Here is an 18,376-nt window from a genome sequence, read left to right as displayed (position 1 = left end):
CGAGGGTCGCGCCTACTCGAGGGACTCCCTACTGGTGACGCAGTCCTGCGACGAGGAGGTCGACCATGCGGCGGGCGTCGTAGCGGGGGGTGTTGCCCGCGCCGACGCACAGGTTGCCGACGCCGCGTAGCAGCTCGTAGGGGTCCATGCCAGGGCGGATCTCGCCTGCTGCCGCGGCGGCGTCGAGGAGTTGGGCGCATGCCGGGACGAGGCGGTCCAGGAAGTAGGTGTGCAGTGTCTCGAAGGTGGGATCGTCGGACTGTAGTGCCTCGGCGAGGCCGTGCTTGGTCGCCACGAAGTCGACGAAGAGATTGATCCATTGTCTCAGTGCGGCATACGGTGTGGTGCTGTCCGCCAGCAGTTTCGGACCCGCTTCGGCGCATGCCTCGACCTGGTGTCGGTACACGGCAACGATGAGATCGGCTCGCGTCGGGAAGTGGCGGTAGATCGTGCCGATGCCGACGCCCGCCTGCGCGGCGATATCGCGTACAGGCACATCGACGCCGGACTCGACGAAAGCCGCGGCGGCCGCGTCCAGCAGTGTCTTCTTGTTACGCAGGGCGTCGGCCCGTTTTCGCGGGGCTGACGACCCCGATCCGCTGTCGATATCGACCACCTCCAGCACAGCGCTTGTCAAACGGAACAACGTTCCGTATGTTGGTTTCGGAACAAGGTTCCGCTTGTTCAGGATGGCAGAACAGCCGAGCCGAAACCAATTCACGCCTCTCATGGAGGAACACCTCATGCAGTACCGCACTTTGGGCCGCACCGGTGTGCAGGTCAGCACCCTCGCACTCGGCGCGATGAACTTCGGCCGGATCGGGCGCACCACCCAGGCCGAGGCCACCGCTATGGTCGACGCCGCCCTGGCGGCCGGGATCAACCTCATCGACACGGCCGATAGGTACAGCGACGGCGAGTCGGAGGAGATGGTCGGCAAGGCCATCGCGGACCGCCGCGACGACATCGTGCTGGCAACGAAGGCGAGCATGCCGATGGGTGCGGAGCGCAACCATCAGGGCGGTTCGCGCCGCTGGCTGGTCACCGAGTTGGACAACAGCCTGCGCCGGCTGGGCGTCGACCACGTCGATCTCTACCAGATTCACCGGTGGGACCCGAACACCAGCGACGAGGAAACGCTGTCGGCCCTGACCGACCTGCAGCGCGCCGGAAAAATCCGCTACTTCGGTTCGTCGACATTTCCCGCATATCGCATCGTGCAGGCTCAGTGGGCCGCTCGCGAAAACCACCTGCGCCCTTACGTCACCGAACAGCCCGGCTACTCGATCCTGCAGCGCGGCATCGAATCCCACGTGCTACCGGTGACCGGACAGTACGGACTCGGCGTGCTGGTGTGGAGCCCGCTGGCTTCGGGCTGGCTGTCGGGTGCGATCCGCGCGGGCCGGGACATCACCACCAGCCGCTCGAAATTCATGCCGCAACGCTTCGACACCACCACCCCGGTCAACCGGGCAAAACTGGACGCCGTCGAGCAGCTGGCCAAGGTCGCCGATCAGGCCGGTTTGACGATGATCCAGCTCGCGCTCGGTTTCGTGACCGCGCACCCCGGCGTGACCAGCGCCATCATCGGGCCGCGCACAATGGACCACCTGCACTCGCAGCTCGCCGCCGCGGACACCGTGCTCTCCGACGACGTGCTCGATGCGATCGACGCGATCGTCGCGCCCGGCGTCGACCTCGCCCCGGACGAGAAGCACGACACGCCACCCGCCCTGCTCCACGCGGCACTACGACGCCGCTCATCGCCGGTATGAGCTCACGACCCATCCTCACGACCGTCCGCGCACGCCGATACTGCCTACTGCAACGGCGCCTGGTCGGCGTGGTCGATGGTGACCTGACCGGTTCGCAGATACGTCATCACGGCATCGTCGACGGCGGTGTTGCCGCGACCGAATGCGCCGTGGTCGCCGCCCTCGACCGTGATCAGCGATCCGCCGAGTGCCTGTGCCATGGCAGGGCCGCCCGCGTAGGCGGTCAGCGCATCCCAGCGGCTCTGTAGCAGTAGCGGGCGGGTGTGCAGATCCTTTCCAGTGATCGGCACCGGCTTGGTCACCGGTTTCCAACTGCCGCAGGCAGTTCCGGAGCGGACCAGATCGGCGCGGGCGTCCATGGCATTGCCGCCGGTGGCGATGGTGGCTATGGCCGAACCGATCAGCTCGGAGCGGCCGGGCACATTGTTCTCGTTGCAGGTGATGGCCGAGAAGACGAAGCGTCCGGTGGGATCGGTGCTGGTCGCGCCCTCGATGGCGAGTAGCTGGCGGACGTTCTTCGGATCGATATTGGCGTCGGCCATCGCCCTGGCGAAGGTCGGCCAGAAGGTGCGGGTGTAGGTGGCGACCGCGGTCGCGCCGACCAGCGGCACCTGTGCGGACGCGCCGCCAGTGACCAGCAGGCGCACCAGATTCTGCACCTTGCCCGCTTGTTCCACACTGTCGTTGAAACCGTCGCGGGCGATTTCGGCGAGCGGTTCGGGCAGCGCGCCGGGCAGGTCGCCGACGCGCGCGGGTGGCGGGGTCAGGTTGGCGTACCAGCCGCCGCCCTGGTCGGCGACCAGCCGCACCCAGTTCTGGTAGACCTGCAGCGCGGTATCACCGAGCCCGTAGTCGCCGCTGTGGTCGGCGATCCAGGCGAACAGATCATCGAGCCGCTGCTTACCGGCGACCTGCTGCTGAGCGAATTCCTCGGTCCACACCCAATCGGGATTGACGTTGGAGTCCAACACCATTCGATCCACCCGGCTCGGGAACAACGACGCGTACACCGCGCCGAGGTAGGTGCCGTATGACGTACCGAGGTAACTGATCCGGGCCACGCCGAGCGCGGCGCGCACCTCGTCCAGATCGCGGGCGGTGCTCTCGGTGGTGATGGTGTCGAGATAGCCGGGCAGCGCCGCGTCGCAGGCCTTCTTGATATCGTCGCGGTTACCGCCGCCCAGCGAAACTTGTTCGCCCTCAGCTGGTTTCGATGCCGCACTGGTCTGGGAATCGCAGCGCAGCGGGGTGGCCCAGCGCAGTCCGCGCGGCTGCACCGCGATCCGGTCGTAATGCTCGTCGAGTTCGGCAGGCATCGAACCGATCCGACGAGCCCAGTAGTCGAGGGCATCCGCGCCCGGCCCGCCCGGATTCGCGGCAATGACGCCGCGACGCTCGCCAGTGGCGGCGATCCGGCTGACGGTGAGTTCGATACGCGCGCCGCCGGGGTCGGCGTAATTCATCGGGACGGAGATCACCGCGCACTGCACACCGCGCCCCTCGGTGACCGACGAGTCCGGGCAGGCGCCGAAGGATGCCGCGGGTGCGGCCTCGGCCCAACCCGTCATGATCGATCCGCTGATCAGGCTCGCGGCCGCGACAGCGACCAGCGCTCGTGGAAAACCTGGCGTCCTCATCATGTTTCGTACCTCCGCCGGGCCCATCGCTGATTCGCCGCGACCATCAGCATTCTGGTCAGCCTGGCACCGGTAGACAAGTCGAGCGGGCGATCGGATGCGATTTGTATTGCGGTGCACAGCCATCCACACCCACCGGAGTAGCGTCGAGCCATGTCGACTGAGGTCCGCAACAACTTCGCGCTTGAACGCTTCGAGATCTACGTCGACGGTGCCATCGCCGGCTACGCCGAATATCAGGACACCGGCGCCGAGCGGGCCTTCATCCACACCGAGTTCGATCCCAGGCACGCGGGCCGGGCATACGGTCGGGTGCTGGTGCAGGCGGCATTGAACGCCTCACGTCAGGAAGGTTTCGGCATTCTGCCGATGTGTCCGCTGGTGCGGCAATTCGTCCAAACGGAACCGGAATACATCGCGACGGTTCCGCAGTGGGCACGCGAGAAGTTCGGCCTGCCCCTGTAGATCAGTACGCGGCAACGGCTCCGTCGAGCGCCTGCTGCAGATCGGTGCGCACCAGCCGGGCGATCTCCGCGGGTTTGGTCGGCAGCTCGGTGATCGGCACCCCGAAATGGAAGCTGGCCGATTTGGCCTCCTCCTTGGTGACCGGCACGCTCGGATCGGGTCGCGGCCCATAGCTCAAACCCAGGCTGAGCAGCACCGGCTGCGCACCCAACTTCATCGCACGGAATGCGATGTGCCCGATCCCGCTGCCCACCGGCTGTACCTCGGTGTGGTCGACATCGTTGCAGGTGCCCTCCGGAAACACCGCGATGCCGTCACCGTTCGCCATCCGCTCCGCGCAGATATCCATCATCCGTTGACCGGCCGCGTTCACCGCCCGCAGGCCGTGGTCCTTACCGCGGAATACCGGGATCCCGCCCATCATGTCGATCTTGCGGCGCTGGTCGGGATCGATGAACAGCTCGTCCTTGGCCAGTACGCGCACCCGCCCGATCACCGAACGCAATTCGCTGCGCCACGCCGCGGCGGCGACGGTGTACGGGTCGGATTCGGAGAGGTGGTCGATCGCGACGAGCAACGGCCTGCGCTGGCGAATCACCTGGTGCAGCAGCTTTTGCGCACCCTCGGCATAGGTGACGCGCGGATGGTATCGACGTCCGAGAATGGCGTAGGCCCCCCATGCCTTCAGCCGGTTCTGCCGGTGGTCGCGATAGAAGTCGTACACAGTGTCAGCGTTGTCGAGGAGGACCTCGGGCCGTTCCATGGCCACACCCTAACCGGTCTGTTTTCGGGGTGATCGGGGTCCCGCCGGGCGCCGGTCCGGGAATCCGCCACGCCGCTTGACCGACGAACCGCCCGCGCCAGTGCGATGATGTCGGAGTGGCACGCGGAGATGACCCGGACGATCGGAAAACTCGCGGCGGACACGGTGACCGCAGGCGACGCGATTTCCGGCAGGGCGAGCAGGTGGTTCGCGCAGGCACCCTGCTGGTGTCGGCGACCGAACTGGTCGAGCCGACCTTCCGGCGCACCGTCGTGTACATCATCGAGCACAACGAGGCGGGCAGCCTCGGGGTCGTACTGAACCGTCCGAGCGATACCGCGGTGCACGACGTGCTGCCACGCTGGTCCGAGGCGGCCGCCGCGCCGCGCACGCTCTTCATCGGCGGCCCGGTCAAGCGGGACGCGGCACTATGTCTGGGCACCGTCCGGGTCGGCGCGTCGATCGCGGGCGTCCGTGGACTGCGCCGCATCGATGGCCGCGTGGTGCTCGTCGATCTCGACGCCGACCAGGATCAGATCACCCCGCTGATCGAGGGTCTGCGAATCTTCGCGGGCTATGCGGGCTGGACCTTCGGTCAACTCGAGGGCGAACTGCAGAACAACGACTGGATCGTGCTTTCGGCGCTGCCCTCGGATCCGATCAGCACCGGCCGCCCCGACCTGTGGGCCCACGTGCTGCGCCGCCAGCCACTGCCCCTGTCTCTGCTCGCCACGCATCCGATTGAACTGGAACGCAACTAGGGACGTTGTTTGCATGAAGGAGGAAATACCTACATGCAACAAGACAAGTGATCTGGCGAGAACATGGGTAACTCGCCGGGTACACCCAGAAGCCAATCACCCCAACTACCGCCGGCCCGCGACGAATCCGGGGTCCACCCGACGACCGGCAAAAGACGCGGAGAGGCGGGGGAGCAGGTGACGAATGCCCGAAGAACAAGCCGAGCTCATGCGGGTTCTGTATCAGGAACATGCTTCGGCGCTATGGCGATACACGCTCGGTTTGGTTCGCGATCCAGGTCGGGCCGAGGACATCGTGCAAGAGACGTTGTTGCGGGCGTGGCAGCGCCCCAACGTGCTCGATCAATCGACGACATCGGCGCGGGCGTGGTTGTTCACGGTCGCGCGCAATCTCGCCGTGGATGAGCACCGCAGCGCCCGTAATCGGCGCGAATTCCGCACCGACAATCCGCCGGAGCAGGCCGCTCCGGATCAGGCCGACCGGGCCCTGGACGGCTGGCTGGTCGCGGACGCATTGAGCAGACTCAGCGGCGATCACCGCGAGGTGATCGTGCGGGCCTACTATCGAGGCCTTTCCACCCACCAGATCGCCGAGGAACTCGATATCCCGGCGGGCACGGTGAAATCTCGCATGCACTACGGCATGCGGGCGCTACGGCTGGCACTACAGGAGATGGGGGTGACGAATCAATGACGGACATCGCCGACGACTACTCGACGTGGGATGCACCGTACATCCTCGGCTCCCTGTCCCGCACCGAACGGCGGGAGTACGAAGAGCATCTGGACGGCTGCCCGGTCTGCCGGGCGGCGGTTGCCGATCTCGCCGGACTCCCGGGTTTGCTCTCGATGGTCGATCCCGACACCGCGCTCGCCATGATCGAGCCGCCGGGGCCGACCTCGGCCGTGGTGGAGCCCCCCGCACAACTGCTGCCCCGGCTCGCCGATGCCGCCGTGAGGCGTAGGCGGCGCAGTAGGTGGGCGGCCGTCGGGGCTGCGGTCGCTGCGGCTGCCGCGGCGGTGGCCATCGCGGTTCCGGTGGTCACCTCGGTCACCGCAGTGGATAAGCCGAGTTCCGAACAGGTTGTGGCCGAACGCAGTATGGAAGCGATCACACCGAATCCGGTTACGGCCAGCTTCAAGGTCGTGCAGGCCGATGGCAAGACTCGGATCGTGATGACGTGCAGCTATGGGCCGAGCGACCAGAAGTACAACTGGGATCTCGACCTGTACGTCATAGGCACCGACGGCAGCCAGGCCAAACTCGATCGGTGGCCCGCCGGACCCGGTACCGAGCTGACGATCGACCGGACCGTCGATAAGACGCCGGATCAGATCCAGGCGGTGCAGATCCGGAAGGCGTCGACGGGCGAGACGCTGCTGTCCGGCACCGTCTGACACACTTCGATCCCCCCGCCGAACTCGACGGGGGGATCGAAGGTTTCGGTGATTCAGCGCTGGGTCTGTTTGCGGAAGACCGAGGTCGACCAGAAGTATCCGACCAGCGTGAGGCCGACGCACCAGGCGATGGAGATGATGCCGTTGTTGCCGATCTCCGTGCCCATGAGCAGGCCGCGGATGGTTTCGGTGAGCGGGGTGAACGGCTGGTATTCGGCGAACTGACGCAATCCGACCGGCATGGTGTCGGTGCCGACCAGGCCGCTGCCGAGGAACGGCAGCATGATCAGCGGGAAGGGCATATTGCTCGCGCTCTCCGGAGTCTGCGCGACCAGCCCCATGCCGACCGCGATCCAGGTGAGTCCGAAGACGAGCATGCCGAGCAGTCCGAATGCGGCGATCCACTCGACGACATTCGCCGACGGCCGGAAACCGGCGAGCACCGCGACACCGACCATGGCGGCGATGCCGAGCAGGGCCTGGATCAATGCGCCGACCACATGTCCGGCGAGTATCGCGGACTGCGAAATCGCCATGGTGCGGAAGCGATTCACGATGCCCTTGGTGGTGTCGGTGCAGACCGAGACCGCCACACCCGCGGTCATATACGCCGGGATCATCAACAGCATGCCCGGGGTCAGATAGTCGATGTAGTTACCGCCGGACGACTTCTCCAGTGCGCCACCGAAAACGAAGTTGAAGGTGAGCAGCAGGATGATCGGCATGAGGATGATGCCGAAGGTCATGCTCGGGTACCGCTTCGCATGAAGCATGCTGCGCCGCAGCATCGTTTTCGAGTCGGCGAGCGCGTAAGTCATCGTACTGCTCATCGCACGGTCTCCTTTTCGGCGGTGGGATGTCCGGTGAGGGTGAGGAATACGTCGTCGAGAGTGGGGGTGTGCACGGAAAGTCCGGCGACCTCGATCTGCTCGTAGTCGAGGCGGTCGAGCACCGCGCGCAGCGATTTGACGCCGCCGTCACTGGGGACCGCGAGGGTGAATTCCTCTTCGGCCGCGTCATCGACGACGCGCGCCTCCGGCCCCAATGCCGTTGCCGCGGCGGCTAATCCGATCTGGTCGGCGAATTCCAGCCGGATATGTCCGCCGGGGATCCGCCGCTTCAATTCGGCGGCCGTGCCCTCGGCGACGATCCGGCCGTGGTCGAGCACCGCGATACGGTCGGCCAGTTGATCGGCCTCCTCGAGGTACTGGGTGGTCAGGAAGACGGTCACGCTGTAGTCGTCGACCAGTGTGCGGATCATTTCCCAGATCGCCCGCCTACTGCGCGGATCCAGTCCGGTGGTCGGCTCGTCCAGGAAGATGATGCGCGGATCGCCGACCAGCGTCATGGCCAGATCCAGCCGCCGCACCATGCCGCCGGAGTAGGTGGCCGCGGTCTTGTCGCCGGCCTCGACCAGGTCGAAGCGCTCCAGCAGCTCGGCGGCGAGGCGCTTGCTCTCGCGGCGCGGCAGATGGTGCAGATCGCCCATCAGGACCAGGTTTTCGCGGCCGGTCAGCAATTCGTCGACCGCGGAGAACTGGCCGGTGACACCGATCGCGGTGCGCACGGCATCGGGTTCGGTGACCAGATCGTGGCCGTCGACGCGGATTTCACCCGCATCGGGGCGCAGCAGCGTGGTGAGGATCTGCACGGTGGTGGTCTTGCCCGCACCGTTCGGGCCGAGGAGTGAGTAGATCGTGCCCTCCGGAACCGTGATGTCGATGCCGTCGAGCACCACGTGCTCACCGAACGATTTACGCAGGCCCAGCGCCGAAATGGCGGGGGCGCGATGACCGTTGGTCATGGTCTTCCTTTCGAGAATTTTCATAAATCAATGCGAATGACAGCATGTTTCAGCCGCACCGCGCCCGGAGTCCGGTGCGGCGTTTTGAGAGGTGGTATTCGGTTGGCCGTCGGCTCCGCCGACTGCCATCCCCCTAGATGTCCAGTTCCTCCACCGGCGGACGGTCGGCGATCTGGGCCACTCGCTCGTAGAGCTTGTCCGGAATCTTTCCCTTCAATTCGCCGAGCGACTCGACGATCTCGAAAATGAAATCGCCCCAGTCCTGATCACCGACGCCGAGCATGCGACGCCAGTTCGTCAGATCCTTGACCCAGTTGGTGCTCTGTGGGTATTCGTCCCAGTTCGAATACTGGGCATGCATGACGAATTTGCCCTTCCGGCTGCGGTACACCCGGACGTGTTCCATGCGCTCTTCGTTCACGTCGCGGTGCTCACCGAGCAGGGCGCCGGAGAATCGGACCTGACGCACGCCATTGTGGCCGACCCGCAGCACTACCTCGTCATAGCCCTCCAGCCTGCCCTCTTCCAGCTCGATGAACCGCCGCAGTGCGGTGGTCACCGCCCCCGAAAGGTTGCCGCCGACGAGCTCCTGCGCGCGCTGGAACAGTGGCAGGTCGTCGTCGGCAACGTAGATCGTTTTGTTGGGCATGAACTCACTATACGTAGATGTATACGTACACGCAAGCAGTGACGGGGCACAAGAATCTCGCGACCGCCTCATGCGCGGAGTACATCTTGCACGAGGGATTGAACCGCTCAGCAGTCCAACTCGTAGTTCACGTGTACGCGATATGTGACCGCGCCTGTGCTCGCTTTCGGCGTACAGCAGGTCACTGCGAGAGGAGGGCCGATGCCGAGCAGGGTCGTAGATTATCTGGTTCGAGCGGTTTCAACCCTGGGGGTGCAGCACATCTTCGGTGTCGACGGCGCGAACATCGAAGATCTATACGACGCGCTATTCGATGCGCCATACGACGTCGCGGGCGTCGTTGCCAAGCACGAGTTTTCGGCCGCGACCATGGCCGACGGCTATGCCCGCTCGACCGGCGGACTCGGCGTCGTCGCCACCACCTCCGGCGGCGGCGCGATGAATCTCGTTGCCGGACTTGCCGAATCGTTCGCGTCCCGGGTGCCGGTATTGGCGCTGGTCGGGCAGCCGCCGACCGCCCAGGAGGGCAACGGCGCGTTCCAGGACTCCAGCGGGCTCGCGGGAACCATCGATGCGGCCCGGATGTTCGGCGAGATCACCCAGTACTGCGCACGGGTGGAGACCGCCGCCGACCTGCCGGACAAGTTGTCCAGGGCGGTCGACGCCGCCCGGCGCGGCGGGCCCTCAGTCCTGTTGCTACCCAAGGACGTACAGCAGAGCGATATCGGCGATACCCCGCCGTTCCGGCCGACATCGCCGACGCATCGGCGCGACGAAAGCGGTCTGGCTCGGGTGCGCACCGCGCTGACCGCGGCACGCAAGATCGGCAAGATCGTGATCATCGTGGGCGACCAAATCGCGCGCGACGACGCCCGCGCCGAACTCGCTCGGCTGGCACGCGCATTGGATGCGTCGGTGGGAGTCGCCCCGGATGCGAAGGACACCTACGACAATGCCGACCCGGCGTTCCGCGGTGTCGCCGGAAGTATGGGACATCCGGAGTTGTCGGCGGCACTGCGCTCGGCGGCCCTGTGCCTGATCGTCGGCACACCGATGCCGATCACCGCGCGCACCGGGTTGGACGAACTGTTGGCCGACCGCACCGTCGCGCATATCGGTGTCGCGGCGCCGTATCTGTCCGCGATCCACGCCACCAGCACGGATCTCGCGCGGGATCTGGCCGAACTCGCGGACGAATTCACCGACGGCATCGAAGAGAGTCATCCGTATCCACCGCATGCTCTGACGCCGTTGCGGGTGCCCGAGTCGACCGGACCCGGTCTGCGCTACCGCGAATTGGTCGAGACGATCGAGGCGTTATTGCCCGAGGGCACGGACGTTTTCGCGGATGCGGGCAACACCGGGGCCGCGGTGGTGCACCATTTGAGGGTGCCGCGCGGCGGCCGATTCGTGGTCGCGCTCGGCATGGGCGGGATGGGCTATGCGTTCGGCGCCGCGATAGGTTCGGCATTCGCACGCCATCGCGGACCGTCCGGAACCAGACGCACCATCGTCGTCGCGGGTGACGGCGCGTTCTACATGCACGGCATGGAATTGCACACCGCGATCGAACATCAGCTGCCGGTCATCTTCATCGTGCTCAACAACAACGCGCACGCGATGTGTGTCACTCGAGAACAGCTCTATTACCAAGATCGCTACAGCTTCAATCGATTTCGGCCCACACAACTGGGAGCGGGCATCGATGCCATGTTCCCTGAACTTCCCGCGTACTCCGTCCGTACTACCGCAGAGCTGGCCATCGCACTGGGGCGATGCGTCGAATCCGAAGGGCCGGCGTTCATCTCGATCGACGTCGACCCCGACGAAGTCCCACCCTTCATCCCGTTTCTCGCGACATCGGAGAAGCTCGATACATTGGAGAAAAGGCAGTGACAACAAGCGCCCTCCCCGCCCTCAGCGACATTCCGGAAGACGTAGTCCCCGGCGTGCTGCGGATCGAGAACTCAGATAAGGACGCAACCACTCCGATCATCATGGACATGCTGCGGTCGGTGTATCCGCACGACCAGATCTTCGGCGAATACTGCCCGGTGCAGGCGTATATCGCCGCGCCACCGGATGAGGTGTGGGAATACCTGGCCGATACCCGCAGCCTGGAGGAGTGGACCTATAGCCTGCGCGGCTTCGCCGAGACCGAGGAACCGGGGCTGTGGCTGGCCTGGGACCGGCTCGGCCCGGCGACCAAGATCTTCACCCGCACCGTCGCGCACCGCGAGGGCATGACCGTCGACTACCACTGCGCCTGGGATCAGAGTCAGCACCTTTGGATGATCTACCTGCTGCGGGTGATCGATGCCCAGGTGGTGTTCAACAAGCCGGGTTCGGTAGTGCTGTGGGTGAACTGCCGTCACCCGTTCTACGACGAAAACCCCTATCCCGAAACGGCTCCCGAGAAGCGGCCGGTATGGGTGGGCGACTTCTGGGAGATGTTCTCCGCCGGGCACCAGCTCGAGATGGACAACCTCAAGGCGATCTGCGAATACCGTGCGGCAAACGGTCTTCCGATCAAGCCCGACTGGATGAAGTGAGGCCGCGCCATGAACTTCTCTGATCCGAACGGCCCTGGACTGCCGGCCGTCAGCCTTGTCGATGTGGCGAGCTATCTGCCTGGTGAGCCGGTCGGCACCGAATACTTCACGCAGTACAGCCGATCCGACCGGATGGCCAAGAACGTCATGTTCCGCTCGCCCAAGGCGCGCCACCATGTGGGCAGGGACGAGACCGCGGTGGATATGGTCGAGCGTGCCGTCGCACCGCTGATCGAACGCCATGGCGCACAAGCGATCTCGGATATCGATGTGCTGATCACGCACACCCAGCTGCCGGACAATCCGGTGATGGGCTGCGGACCCGAAACGGCCCGCCGCCTCGGGATGAAGCCCCGCTTCGTCTACGACGTGCACAATGGCGGCTGCGCGGCCTTCGTGCACATGATGGCCATGGCCAGGATGATCCTGCAGACCACCGATGCCCGCTCCGCGCTCATCGCGGCCACCCAGAACTGCGCGGGCCCGGTGTTCACCCAGACCGAGATCCGCAAGCTCGCCCAGGCGCCGGTGCCCGGCGACGCCTGCGGTGTCGGACTGCTGGTCAAGGACGATTCCGCGCCGATCCTGGATATCGAATGCCGCACCTATCCCGAATTCGCCGGGGATATGGAGTTCTCGACCAACGGCGAGCGCAAGTACTGGGAGCCGGGCGAGGGCCAGGGCTGCGTCAGTTTCACCGAATCGAAGATCACCAAGGTGTTCGCACGCGGCAATCGACTGGTGCCGGAGGTGGCATTGGCGGTGTGCGACCGGATCGGGGTGAAAGGCCGCGATATCGACACTTTCGTCACCAATCAGCCGAACCGGCTGTTCCTGCGCAACTGGCACGATGCGCTGGAACTGCCGCCGGAGCGGCATCCGGACACCTTCGACCAGTGCGGAAACCTGTTCGCCGCAGGCATTCCGGTCACCCTGGACACCGAGAATCGGGCGGGTCGGCTGCGCAACGGCTCGGTGGTGCTGTTGTCGGCATTCGCGCACGCCGGTGATTTCGCCGGCGCCGCCGCGGTGCGCTGGGGTGCGGCCGGATGAGCGTGCGCGTGGCCGATGAATCTCGGCCCTCGCAACAGCACCGAAGTCAGCGGACGCAGGCGCGGTTCGATCTCAGCCTGAGCGAAAATCCGTTCCCCCCACTGCCTTCGGTACTGATCGCGGTGAACAGCGTACTGGCGCAGGCCAATCGCTATCCGGAGTTTCTGCCACGTCGGCTGCCGAGGTCGATCGCGGGGCACGTCGGGGTGCATTCGGATCAGGTGGTCGTCGGTTCCGGTGCGACCGGGGTGGCCATGCAGATCATCCAGGCATTGACCAAGCCGGGTGACGGAATCGTCTACGGAGCACCGACTTTCGACGGCTACCCGATCATGGCGGAGATGGCCGATCTAGAGGTCGTTCCGGTGCCCCTGGATGCCGCGGGCAATCAGGACCTCTGGGCGATGGCGAAGGCCATCGACAAGCGGACCGGATTGGTGGTGGTCTGCCGTCCGCACAATCCGACCGGCACCGTGATCTCGGCCGCTGAGCTGAAGGCGTTCCTGTGCTCGGTGCCGCGCCGGGTACCGGTCATCCTGGACGAGGCGTATGCCGAATTCCTCGGCCCCGCCGATCGGGTCGATACCCTCGAACTGCTCAACCGACATCCGAATCTGCTGGTCCTGCGCACCTTTTCGAAGGCATACGGGCTGGCCGGTCTGCGCATCGGCTACACCTTCGGCAGCAGCGAGTTGATCAGCCGCGTCCGCAGGCTGCAGCTGCCGTTCGGGGTGAGTTCGGCGGCGGTGGCCGCGGTCGCCGCGTCCTACGCCGCCGAACCCGAATTGGCCGCGCGCATCCTGCGCATCACCACCGCACGCGAGACCCTGCGCAGTGCGTTGCTGCACCGACACATCGCCGTGCCACGCAGCTACGCCAACTTCCTGTACCTGCCGGGCCCCGGCGTAGCAACGGCGCTGCGCCGGGCCGGCATCGCGGCCAAGGTGTACCCCGACGGCAGCGCGCGCATCGCTGTCGGGGACACCGAGGCGGACAACGCGGTGCTGAAGGCGCTGGAATCACTGCGGTAGGTGGTGTTGGAGCGGCGGCGTTCGCGGGACCTGTGCGGTTTCCACTGCGCCGCCGCCTCCAACGGGCATCATGCAGGTTATGGCGATGATGTTCGATGGTGACGACGAGCGCATGTTGAGCGAGGAAGTGTTCGAGGCGATGCCGACTCACACCACAGAACGGCACGCCGAATTGCTGGAACGGCTCGAGTGATCCGACACCTGCCGGTACTCCAGTGATCCGACACCTGCCGGTACTCCAGTGATCCGACACCTGCCGGTACTCCAGTGATCCGACACCTGCCGGTACTCGAGTCATCCGACACCTGCCGGTACTCGAGTCATCCGACACACTCCGGTATAGGAACTTCTCATGATTACGCGGTGGTTCGATGGGGTGGTGACGAGGTGGCGGAAGTTCCAGGTGAATGCGGCACCGGCGCGCGGGACGGCGAGTCGGGTGCTGTTCCGGTTCACGCTGGGGCGGCGTGAGCTCATCGGTCGGCAGACGGTCATCGAACCGGGTGGAACCAGTGGTTGGCACTATCACGATGGCACGCTGCTGGTGCTGGTCGCCCGCGGCACGCTCGACCATCCGGGCTCGGACTGTGTCCCGGTCACCTACCGGCGCGGCCGAATCTTCCGGGAGCCCAGCGGCCCGTCCTATCCCCATGTGGCACGCAATCTCGGGACGACACCGGTGACCCTGTTCGTGCTGTACCTGAACCCGGTCGGCAGCCCGCTATCGCGTCACGTCGATCCGCCTGAGTGCGCCGAGCAATAGCGCTGACCAGTCCCGTGCGCACATCAGCGCACTGCCGCGCAGCAGAGAAGCCGCCGAGTAGCTAGTGCCGGTAATCGAGATCCGCCGAGCGCAGTCATATGGCGGTGCTGCGGGGCGTGTCGTGCCGCGTTTCGACTGCGCTCGGCGAGCGAGCCGGACCGGATAACGCGGCAACCTATCTGGACGGGGCACTGGCTCGTTCGAGCGCGACTCCGACCCGGGGCAACCGAGTAATCGGGCGGTCCCGAGCCGCACTCAGTTGGTCGGGGCGCAGGCGTCGCGCAACGAGCACGCACCGCAGGAAGAACCGCAGCCACCGATCTCTTGGGCGGGAACGAGCTCCTCGGCGGCACGAGCTGCGGCATTCGCGCCCGCGCCGAGGGTGAACAGTGCCACCGTGGCTGTGACCACCGCAACGATCAGCGCCGGAAAACCACCTGCGGCCAGGGCGACGAGGCCGCCCGCGAACAGCAGTGCGCCTGCGGCCACGGAGGTGGGGGCGGCGACACGGTTGGCGATGCGGAAGGTTTCCTCGTCGTGCAGTGCCGCCTCGGTGTGCACCCCGACGAAGCGGTTGCGTGGCAGCCGGCCGGTCAGTCCGAGCACGCCGGTTGCGATGGCGACCATGGCCAGCACGAACAGGGTGAGAGCGACGACGAACACCTAAGGAGGCTAGCGCACCGCCGCCACGCCGGATCCAGCCCGGCCCGATTTTCGGTGTATAAGCCCGGACGTTCTACCCTGATAGGCACATCTATGACGGGGATCGGCGAGAACAAGAAGGCAGGACCGTGGCGGACACTCGTGCAACCGAAAGCGATGTACCGGAGCACAGGTACAGCGCCGGCCTCGCCGGCCGCATCGAGCGCCGGTGGCAGCGGACCTGGGATGAGCGCGGGACCTTCCACGCGCCGAACCCGGTAGGCCCGCTCGCGGGCGCGACGCCGACGGACAAGCTGTTCGTCCAGGACATGTTCCCGTACCCGTCCGGCGCGGGTCTGCATGTCGGGCATCCGCTCGGCTACATCGCCACCGATGTCTTCGCGCGCTATCACCGGATGCACGGCCGCAATGTGCTGCACGCGCTGGGCTATGACGCATTCGGTCTGCCCGCCGAGCAGTACGCGGTGCAGACCGGTGCGCATCCGCGCCAGACCACCGAGTCGAATATCGCCACCATGCAGCGTCAGCTGGACCGGCTGGGCCTGGGCCACGACCGTCGGCGCTCGTTCGCGACCACCGATCCGGAGTACTACAAGTGGACGCAGTGGATCTTCCTGCGCATTTACAACGCTTGGTACGACCAGGATCTGGACCGCGCCCGCCCGATCGCGGAACTGCAGGCGCAGTTCGACTCGGGTGCCCGGCCGACCCCCGACGGCCGCGCCTGGAACGATATGACCGCGGCCGAACGCGCCGAGGTGCTCGACTCGTATCGCCTGGTGTACCAAACCGATTCGGTGGTCAACTGGTGTCCCGGTCTGGGCACCGTGCTGTCCAATGAAGAGGTCACCGCCGACGGCCGCAGTGAGCGCGGCAACTTCCCGGTATTCCGGAAGCGGCTGTGGCAGTGGATGATGCGCATCACCGCCTACTCCGACCGGCTGGTCGACGATCTGGACCACCTGGACTGGCCGGAGAACGTAAAGGCCATGCAGCGCAACTGGATCGGGCGATCCCGTGGCGCACAGGTGAAATTCGACGCCGACGGTCAGCAGATCGAGGTCTTCACCACCCGGCCGGATACCCTGTTCGGTTCCACGTATGTGGTGCTGGCGCCCGAGCACGAGCTGGTCGACAGGCTGACCGCGGAGGCTTGGCCCGAGGGCGTCGATCCGCGCTGGACCTTCGAGGACGCCGGTGACCCTCGGGAAGCCGTTGCCGGATACCGCAAGGCGATCGCGGCCAAATCGGATCTGGAGCGACAGGAGAACAAGGAGAAGTCCGGCGTCTTCCTGGGCTCCTACGCGACGAACCCGGTGAACGGTGCCCAGGTGCCGATCTTCATCGCCGACTACGTGCTGGCCGGTTACGGCACCGGCGCGATCATGGCCGTGCCCGGGCACGATCAGCGCGACTGGGAATTCGCCTCGGTATTCGGCCTGCCGATCGTGGAAGTCATTTCCGGCGGGGATATTTCGGCCGCGGCTTACGCCGGTGACGGCGCGCTGGTGAACTCCGATTATCTGAACGGCTTGGCCGTAGATGAGGCCAAGGCCACCGTCATCGCCCGCTTGGAGGCCGACGGCCACGGTAAAGGCACCGTCCAGTACAAACTGCGCGACTGGCTTTTCGCCCGCCAGCGCTACTGGGGTGAGCCGTTCCCGATCGTCTACGACGAGGACGGCGCACCGCACGCACTGCCGGAATCCATGCTGCCGGTCGAACTTCCGGAGCTGGACGATTTCGCACCGGTCACCTTCGATCCGAACGACGCCGACTCCGAACCGTCGCCGCCCCTGGCCAAGGCCACCGACTGGGTGAATGTCGAACTGGATCTGGGCGACGGTCCCAAGCAATACCGCCGCGACACCAATGTCATGCCGAACTGGGCGGGCAGCTCCTGGTATCAGCTGCGCTACGCGGACCCGACAAACGCGGACGCGTTCTGCGCCAAGGAGAACGAGCAGTACTGGCTGGGCCCGCGCACCGCGGAGCACGGCCCGAACGATCCGGGCGGCGTCGATCTGTACGTCGGCGGTGTCGAACATGCGGTGCTGCACCTGCTGTACGCGCGGTTCTGGCAGAAGGTGCTGTTCGATCTGGGTGATGTGAGCGGTTACGAACCGTACCGCCGCCTGTTCAACCAGGGCTACATCCAGGCGCACGCCTACACCGACGCGCGCGGTGCGTATCTGCCCGCCGCCGAGATCATCGAACGCGACGGCAAGCACTACTTCCCCGATCCCACCACCGGCATCGAGATCGAGGCGTTCCAGGAGTACGGCAAGATCGGAAAGTCGCTGAAGAACGCCATCTCGCCGGACGAGATGTGCGATACCTACGGTGCCGACACCTTCCGCCTCTACGAGATGTCGATGGGGCCGCTGGATACGTCGCGGCCGTGGGCGACCAAAGATGTCGTCGGTGCGCACCGGTTCCTGCAGCGGGTGTGGCGACTGGTCGTCGACGAGGAGTCCGGCGCGGTCCGGGTCACCGACGCGGCGCCGTCGGAGGAGACGCGGCGCCTGCTGCACAAGACGATCGCGGGTGTGGACGACGATTACGCCGCGCTGCGCGATAACACCGCCGGTGCCAAGCTGATCGAGCTGACCAACCATCTGACCAAGAGCTACCCCGCGGGCGCGCCGCGCGAGGTGGTGGAGCCGGTGGTGCTGATGCTGGCGCCGATGGCACCGCATATCGCAGAGGAACTGTGGGAACGGCTGGGGCACACGGAATCCCTGGCCCACGGCCCGTTCCCGGCGGCGGATCCGGCGCTGCTGGTCGAGGAGTCGGTGGAGTACCCGATTCAGGTGAACGGCAAGGTGCGCAGCCGAATTCAGGTGCCCGCCGACGCCGATAACGCGACCATCGAGGCGACCGCGCTGGCCGATGAGAAGATCACGGCACTGCTCGGCGGGAATGCGCCGCGCAAGCTGATCGTGGTGCCGGGGCGGCTCATCAATATCGTCGCGTAGGCGCGGGCCACCGCCGCAAACGGGTCGCCCGCCACCGTGCGCGGCGGGCAAATCCGTGTGTGGCGGGCGCTGTCAGCGCGACGG

At 65.8% G+C, this 18,376-nt stretch carries 18 protein-coding genes; 11 read left to right on the top strand and 7 right to left on the bottom strand.

The window, feature by feature from the left end; all coding sequences use genetic code 11:
- Positions 1-28: 28 nt before the first annotated feature.
- Positions 29-637 carry a TetR/AcrR family transcriptional regulator gene (locus ACZ60G_RS25185; protein ID WP_465812802.1) on the bottom strand — a complete coding sequence of 203 codons (609 nt, stop codon included), beginning with the start codon at positions 635-637 and terminating at the stop codon, positions 29-31.
- A 106-nt stretch (positions 638-743) separates the two neighbouring features.
- Between ACZ60G_RS25185 and ACZ60G_RS25180 the strand changes: the two genes are divergently transcribed.
- On the top strand, positions 744-1,775 hold the full coding sequence (locus tag ACZ60G_RS25180; protein ID WP_465812800.1) for an aldo/keto reductase: 1,032 nt from the start codon (positions 744-746) through the stop codon (positions 1,773-1,775).
- Positions 1,776-1,819: 44 nt separating this feature from the next.
- On the opposite strand, the gene ACZ60G_RS25175 is transcribed toward ACZ60G_RS25180, so the two are convergent.
- Entirely contained in the window at positions 1,820-3,415 is a 1,596-nt protein-coding gene (locus tag ACZ60G_RS25175; RefSeq protein ID WP_465812798.1) for an alpha/beta hydrolase, read from the bottom strand.
- A 150-nt stretch (positions 3,416-3,565) separates the two neighbouring features.
- Between ACZ60G_RS25175 and ACZ60G_RS25170 the strand changes: the two genes are divergently transcribed.
- Entirely contained in the window at positions 3,566-3,877 is a 312-nt protein-coding gene (locus ACZ60G_RS25170) for a GNAT family N-acetyltransferase (protein WP_465812796.1), read from the top strand.
- A 1-nt stretch (position 3,878) separates the two neighbouring features.
- Here ACZ60G_RS25170 and ACZ60G_RS25165 read toward each other — a convergent pair whose 3' ends face one another.
- On the bottom strand, positions 3,879-4,640 hold the full coding sequence (locus ACZ60G_RS25165) for a lysophospholipid acyltransferase family protein (RefSeq protein ID WP_433523547.1): 762 nt from the start codon (positions 4,638-4,640) through the stop codon (positions 3,879-3,881).
- Between the two features lie 116 nt (positions 4,641-4,756).
- Between ACZ60G_RS25165 and ACZ60G_RS25160 the strand changes: the two genes are divergently transcribed.
- The 3 genes from ACZ60G_RS25160 (at position 4,757) to ACZ60G_RS25150 (ending at position 6,799) form a co-directional block, all read left to right on the top strand.
- The gene (locus ACZ60G_RS25160) at positions 4,757-5,401 is read left to right on the top strand and encodes a YqgE/AlgH family protein (RefSeq protein WP_465812793.1); all 645 of its coding nucleotides are present in this window, start codon (positions 4,757-4,759) and stop codon (positions 5,399-5,401) included.
- Between the two features lie 184 nt (positions 5,402-5,585).
- On the top strand, positions 5,586-6,095 hold the full coding sequence (locus ACZ60G_RS25155) for a sigma-70 family RNA polymerase sigma factor (RefSeq protein ID WP_063045755.1): 510 nt from the start codon (positions 5,586-5,588) through the stop codon (positions 6,093-6,095).
- A complete protein-coding gene (locus ACZ60G_RS25150; RefSeq protein WP_465812791.1) occupies positions 6,092-6,799 on the top strand; it encodes an anti-sigma factor family protein in 708 nt (235 codons plus the stop codon). The genes ACZ60G_RS25155 and ACZ60G_RS25150 overlap by 4 nt, the downstream gene beginning before the upstream one ends.
- A 53-nt stretch (positions 6,800-6,852) precedes the next feature.
- Here the strand turns inward: ACZ60G_RS25150 and ACZ60G_RS25145 are convergent, their stop codons facing one another.
- From ACZ60G_RS25145 to ACZ60G_RS25135, 3 genes are all read right to left on the bottom strand, one after another.
- Positions 6,853-7,629, bottom strand: a complete 777-nt coding sequence (locus tag ACZ60G_RS25145) for an ABC transporter permease (RefSeq protein ID WP_465812789.1) — start codon at positions 7,627-7,629, stop codon at positions 6,853-6,855.
- Complete coding sequence (locus ACZ60G_RS25140) at positions 7,626-8,603, bottom strand: ATP-binding cassette domain-containing protein (RefSeq protein ID WP_465812787.1); 978 nt, start codon at positions 8,601-8,603, stop codon at positions 7,626-7,628. Before ACZ60G_RS25140 ends, ACZ60G_RS25145 begins: the two co-directional genes overlap by 4 nt.
- Before the next feature lie 133 nt (positions 8,604-8,736).
- Entirely contained in the window at positions 8,737-9,252 is a 516-nt protein-coding gene (locus tag ACZ60G_RS25135) for an EXLDI protein (protein WP_465812785.1), read from the bottom strand.
- 201 nt (positions 9,253-9,453) lie between these two features.
- Here ACZ60G_RS25135 and ACZ60G_RS25130 point away from each other — a divergent pair, with 201 nt between their 5' ends.
- The 5 genes from ACZ60G_RS25130 (at position 9,454) to ACZ60G_RS25110 (ending at position 14,651) form a co-directional block, all read left to right on the top strand.
- Positions 9,454-11,148, top strand: coding sequence for a thiamine pyrophosphate-binding protein (locus tag ACZ60G_RS25130; RefSeq protein WP_465812783.1), 1,695 nt, complete (start codon positions 9,454-9,456; stop codon positions 11,146-11,148).
- Complete coding sequence (locus ACZ60G_RS25125; RefSeq protein ID WP_465812781.1) at positions 11,145-11,804, top strand: SRPBCC family protein; 660 nt, start codon at positions 11,145-11,147, stop codon at positions 11,802-11,804. The genes ACZ60G_RS25130 and ACZ60G_RS25125 overlap by 4 nt, the downstream gene beginning before the upstream one ends.
- Positions 11,805-11,813: 9 nt before the next feature.
- The gene (locus ACZ60G_RS25120; RefSeq protein WP_465812779.1) at positions 11,814-12,857 is read left to right on the top strand and encodes a 3-oxoacyl-ACP synthase III family protein; all 1,044 of its coding nucleotides are present in this window, start codon (positions 11,814-11,816) and stop codon (positions 12,855-12,857) included.
- Positions 12,854-13,888 (top strand): aminotransferase class I/II-fold pyridoxal phosphate-dependent enzyme, encoded by a 1,035-nt coding sequence (locus ACZ60G_RS25115; RefSeq protein ID WP_465812777.1) that lies wholly within the window; start codon positions 12,854-12,856, stop codon positions 13,886-13,888. The genes ACZ60G_RS25120 and ACZ60G_RS25115 overlap by 4 nt, the downstream gene beginning before the upstream one ends.
- A gap of 352 nt (positions 13,889-14,240) precedes the next feature.
- Positions 14,241-14,651, top strand: coding sequence for a cupin domain-containing protein (locus tag ACZ60G_RS25110; RefSeq protein ID WP_465812775.1), 411 nt, complete (start codon positions 14,241-14,243; stop codon positions 14,649-14,651).
- Between the two features lie 255 nt (positions 14,652-14,906).
- On the opposite strand, the gene ACZ60G_RS25105 is transcribed toward ACZ60G_RS25110, so the two are convergent.
- On the bottom strand, positions 14,907-15,314 hold the full coding sequence (locus ACZ60G_RS25105; protein WP_465812773.1) for an SdpI family protein: 408 nt from the start codon (positions 15,312-15,314) through the stop codon (positions 14,907-14,909).
- 128 nt (positions 15,315-15,442) lie between these two features.
- Between ACZ60G_RS25105 and leuS the strand changes: the two genes are divergently transcribed.
- Positions 15,443-18,292 carry a leucine--tRNA ligase gene (gene leuS, locus ACZ60G_RS25100; protein ID WP_465812772.1) on the top strand — a complete coding sequence of 950 codons (2,850 nt, stop codon included), beginning with the start codon at positions 15,443-15,445 and terminating at the stop codon, positions 18,290-18,292.
- The last annotated feature ends 84 nt before the right edge of the window (positions 18,293-18,376 follow it).

It is taken from the genome of Nocardia sp. NPDC102475 (assembly GCF_055584605.1).
This window is presented reverse-complemented; position numbering and strand designations above follow the sequence as displayed.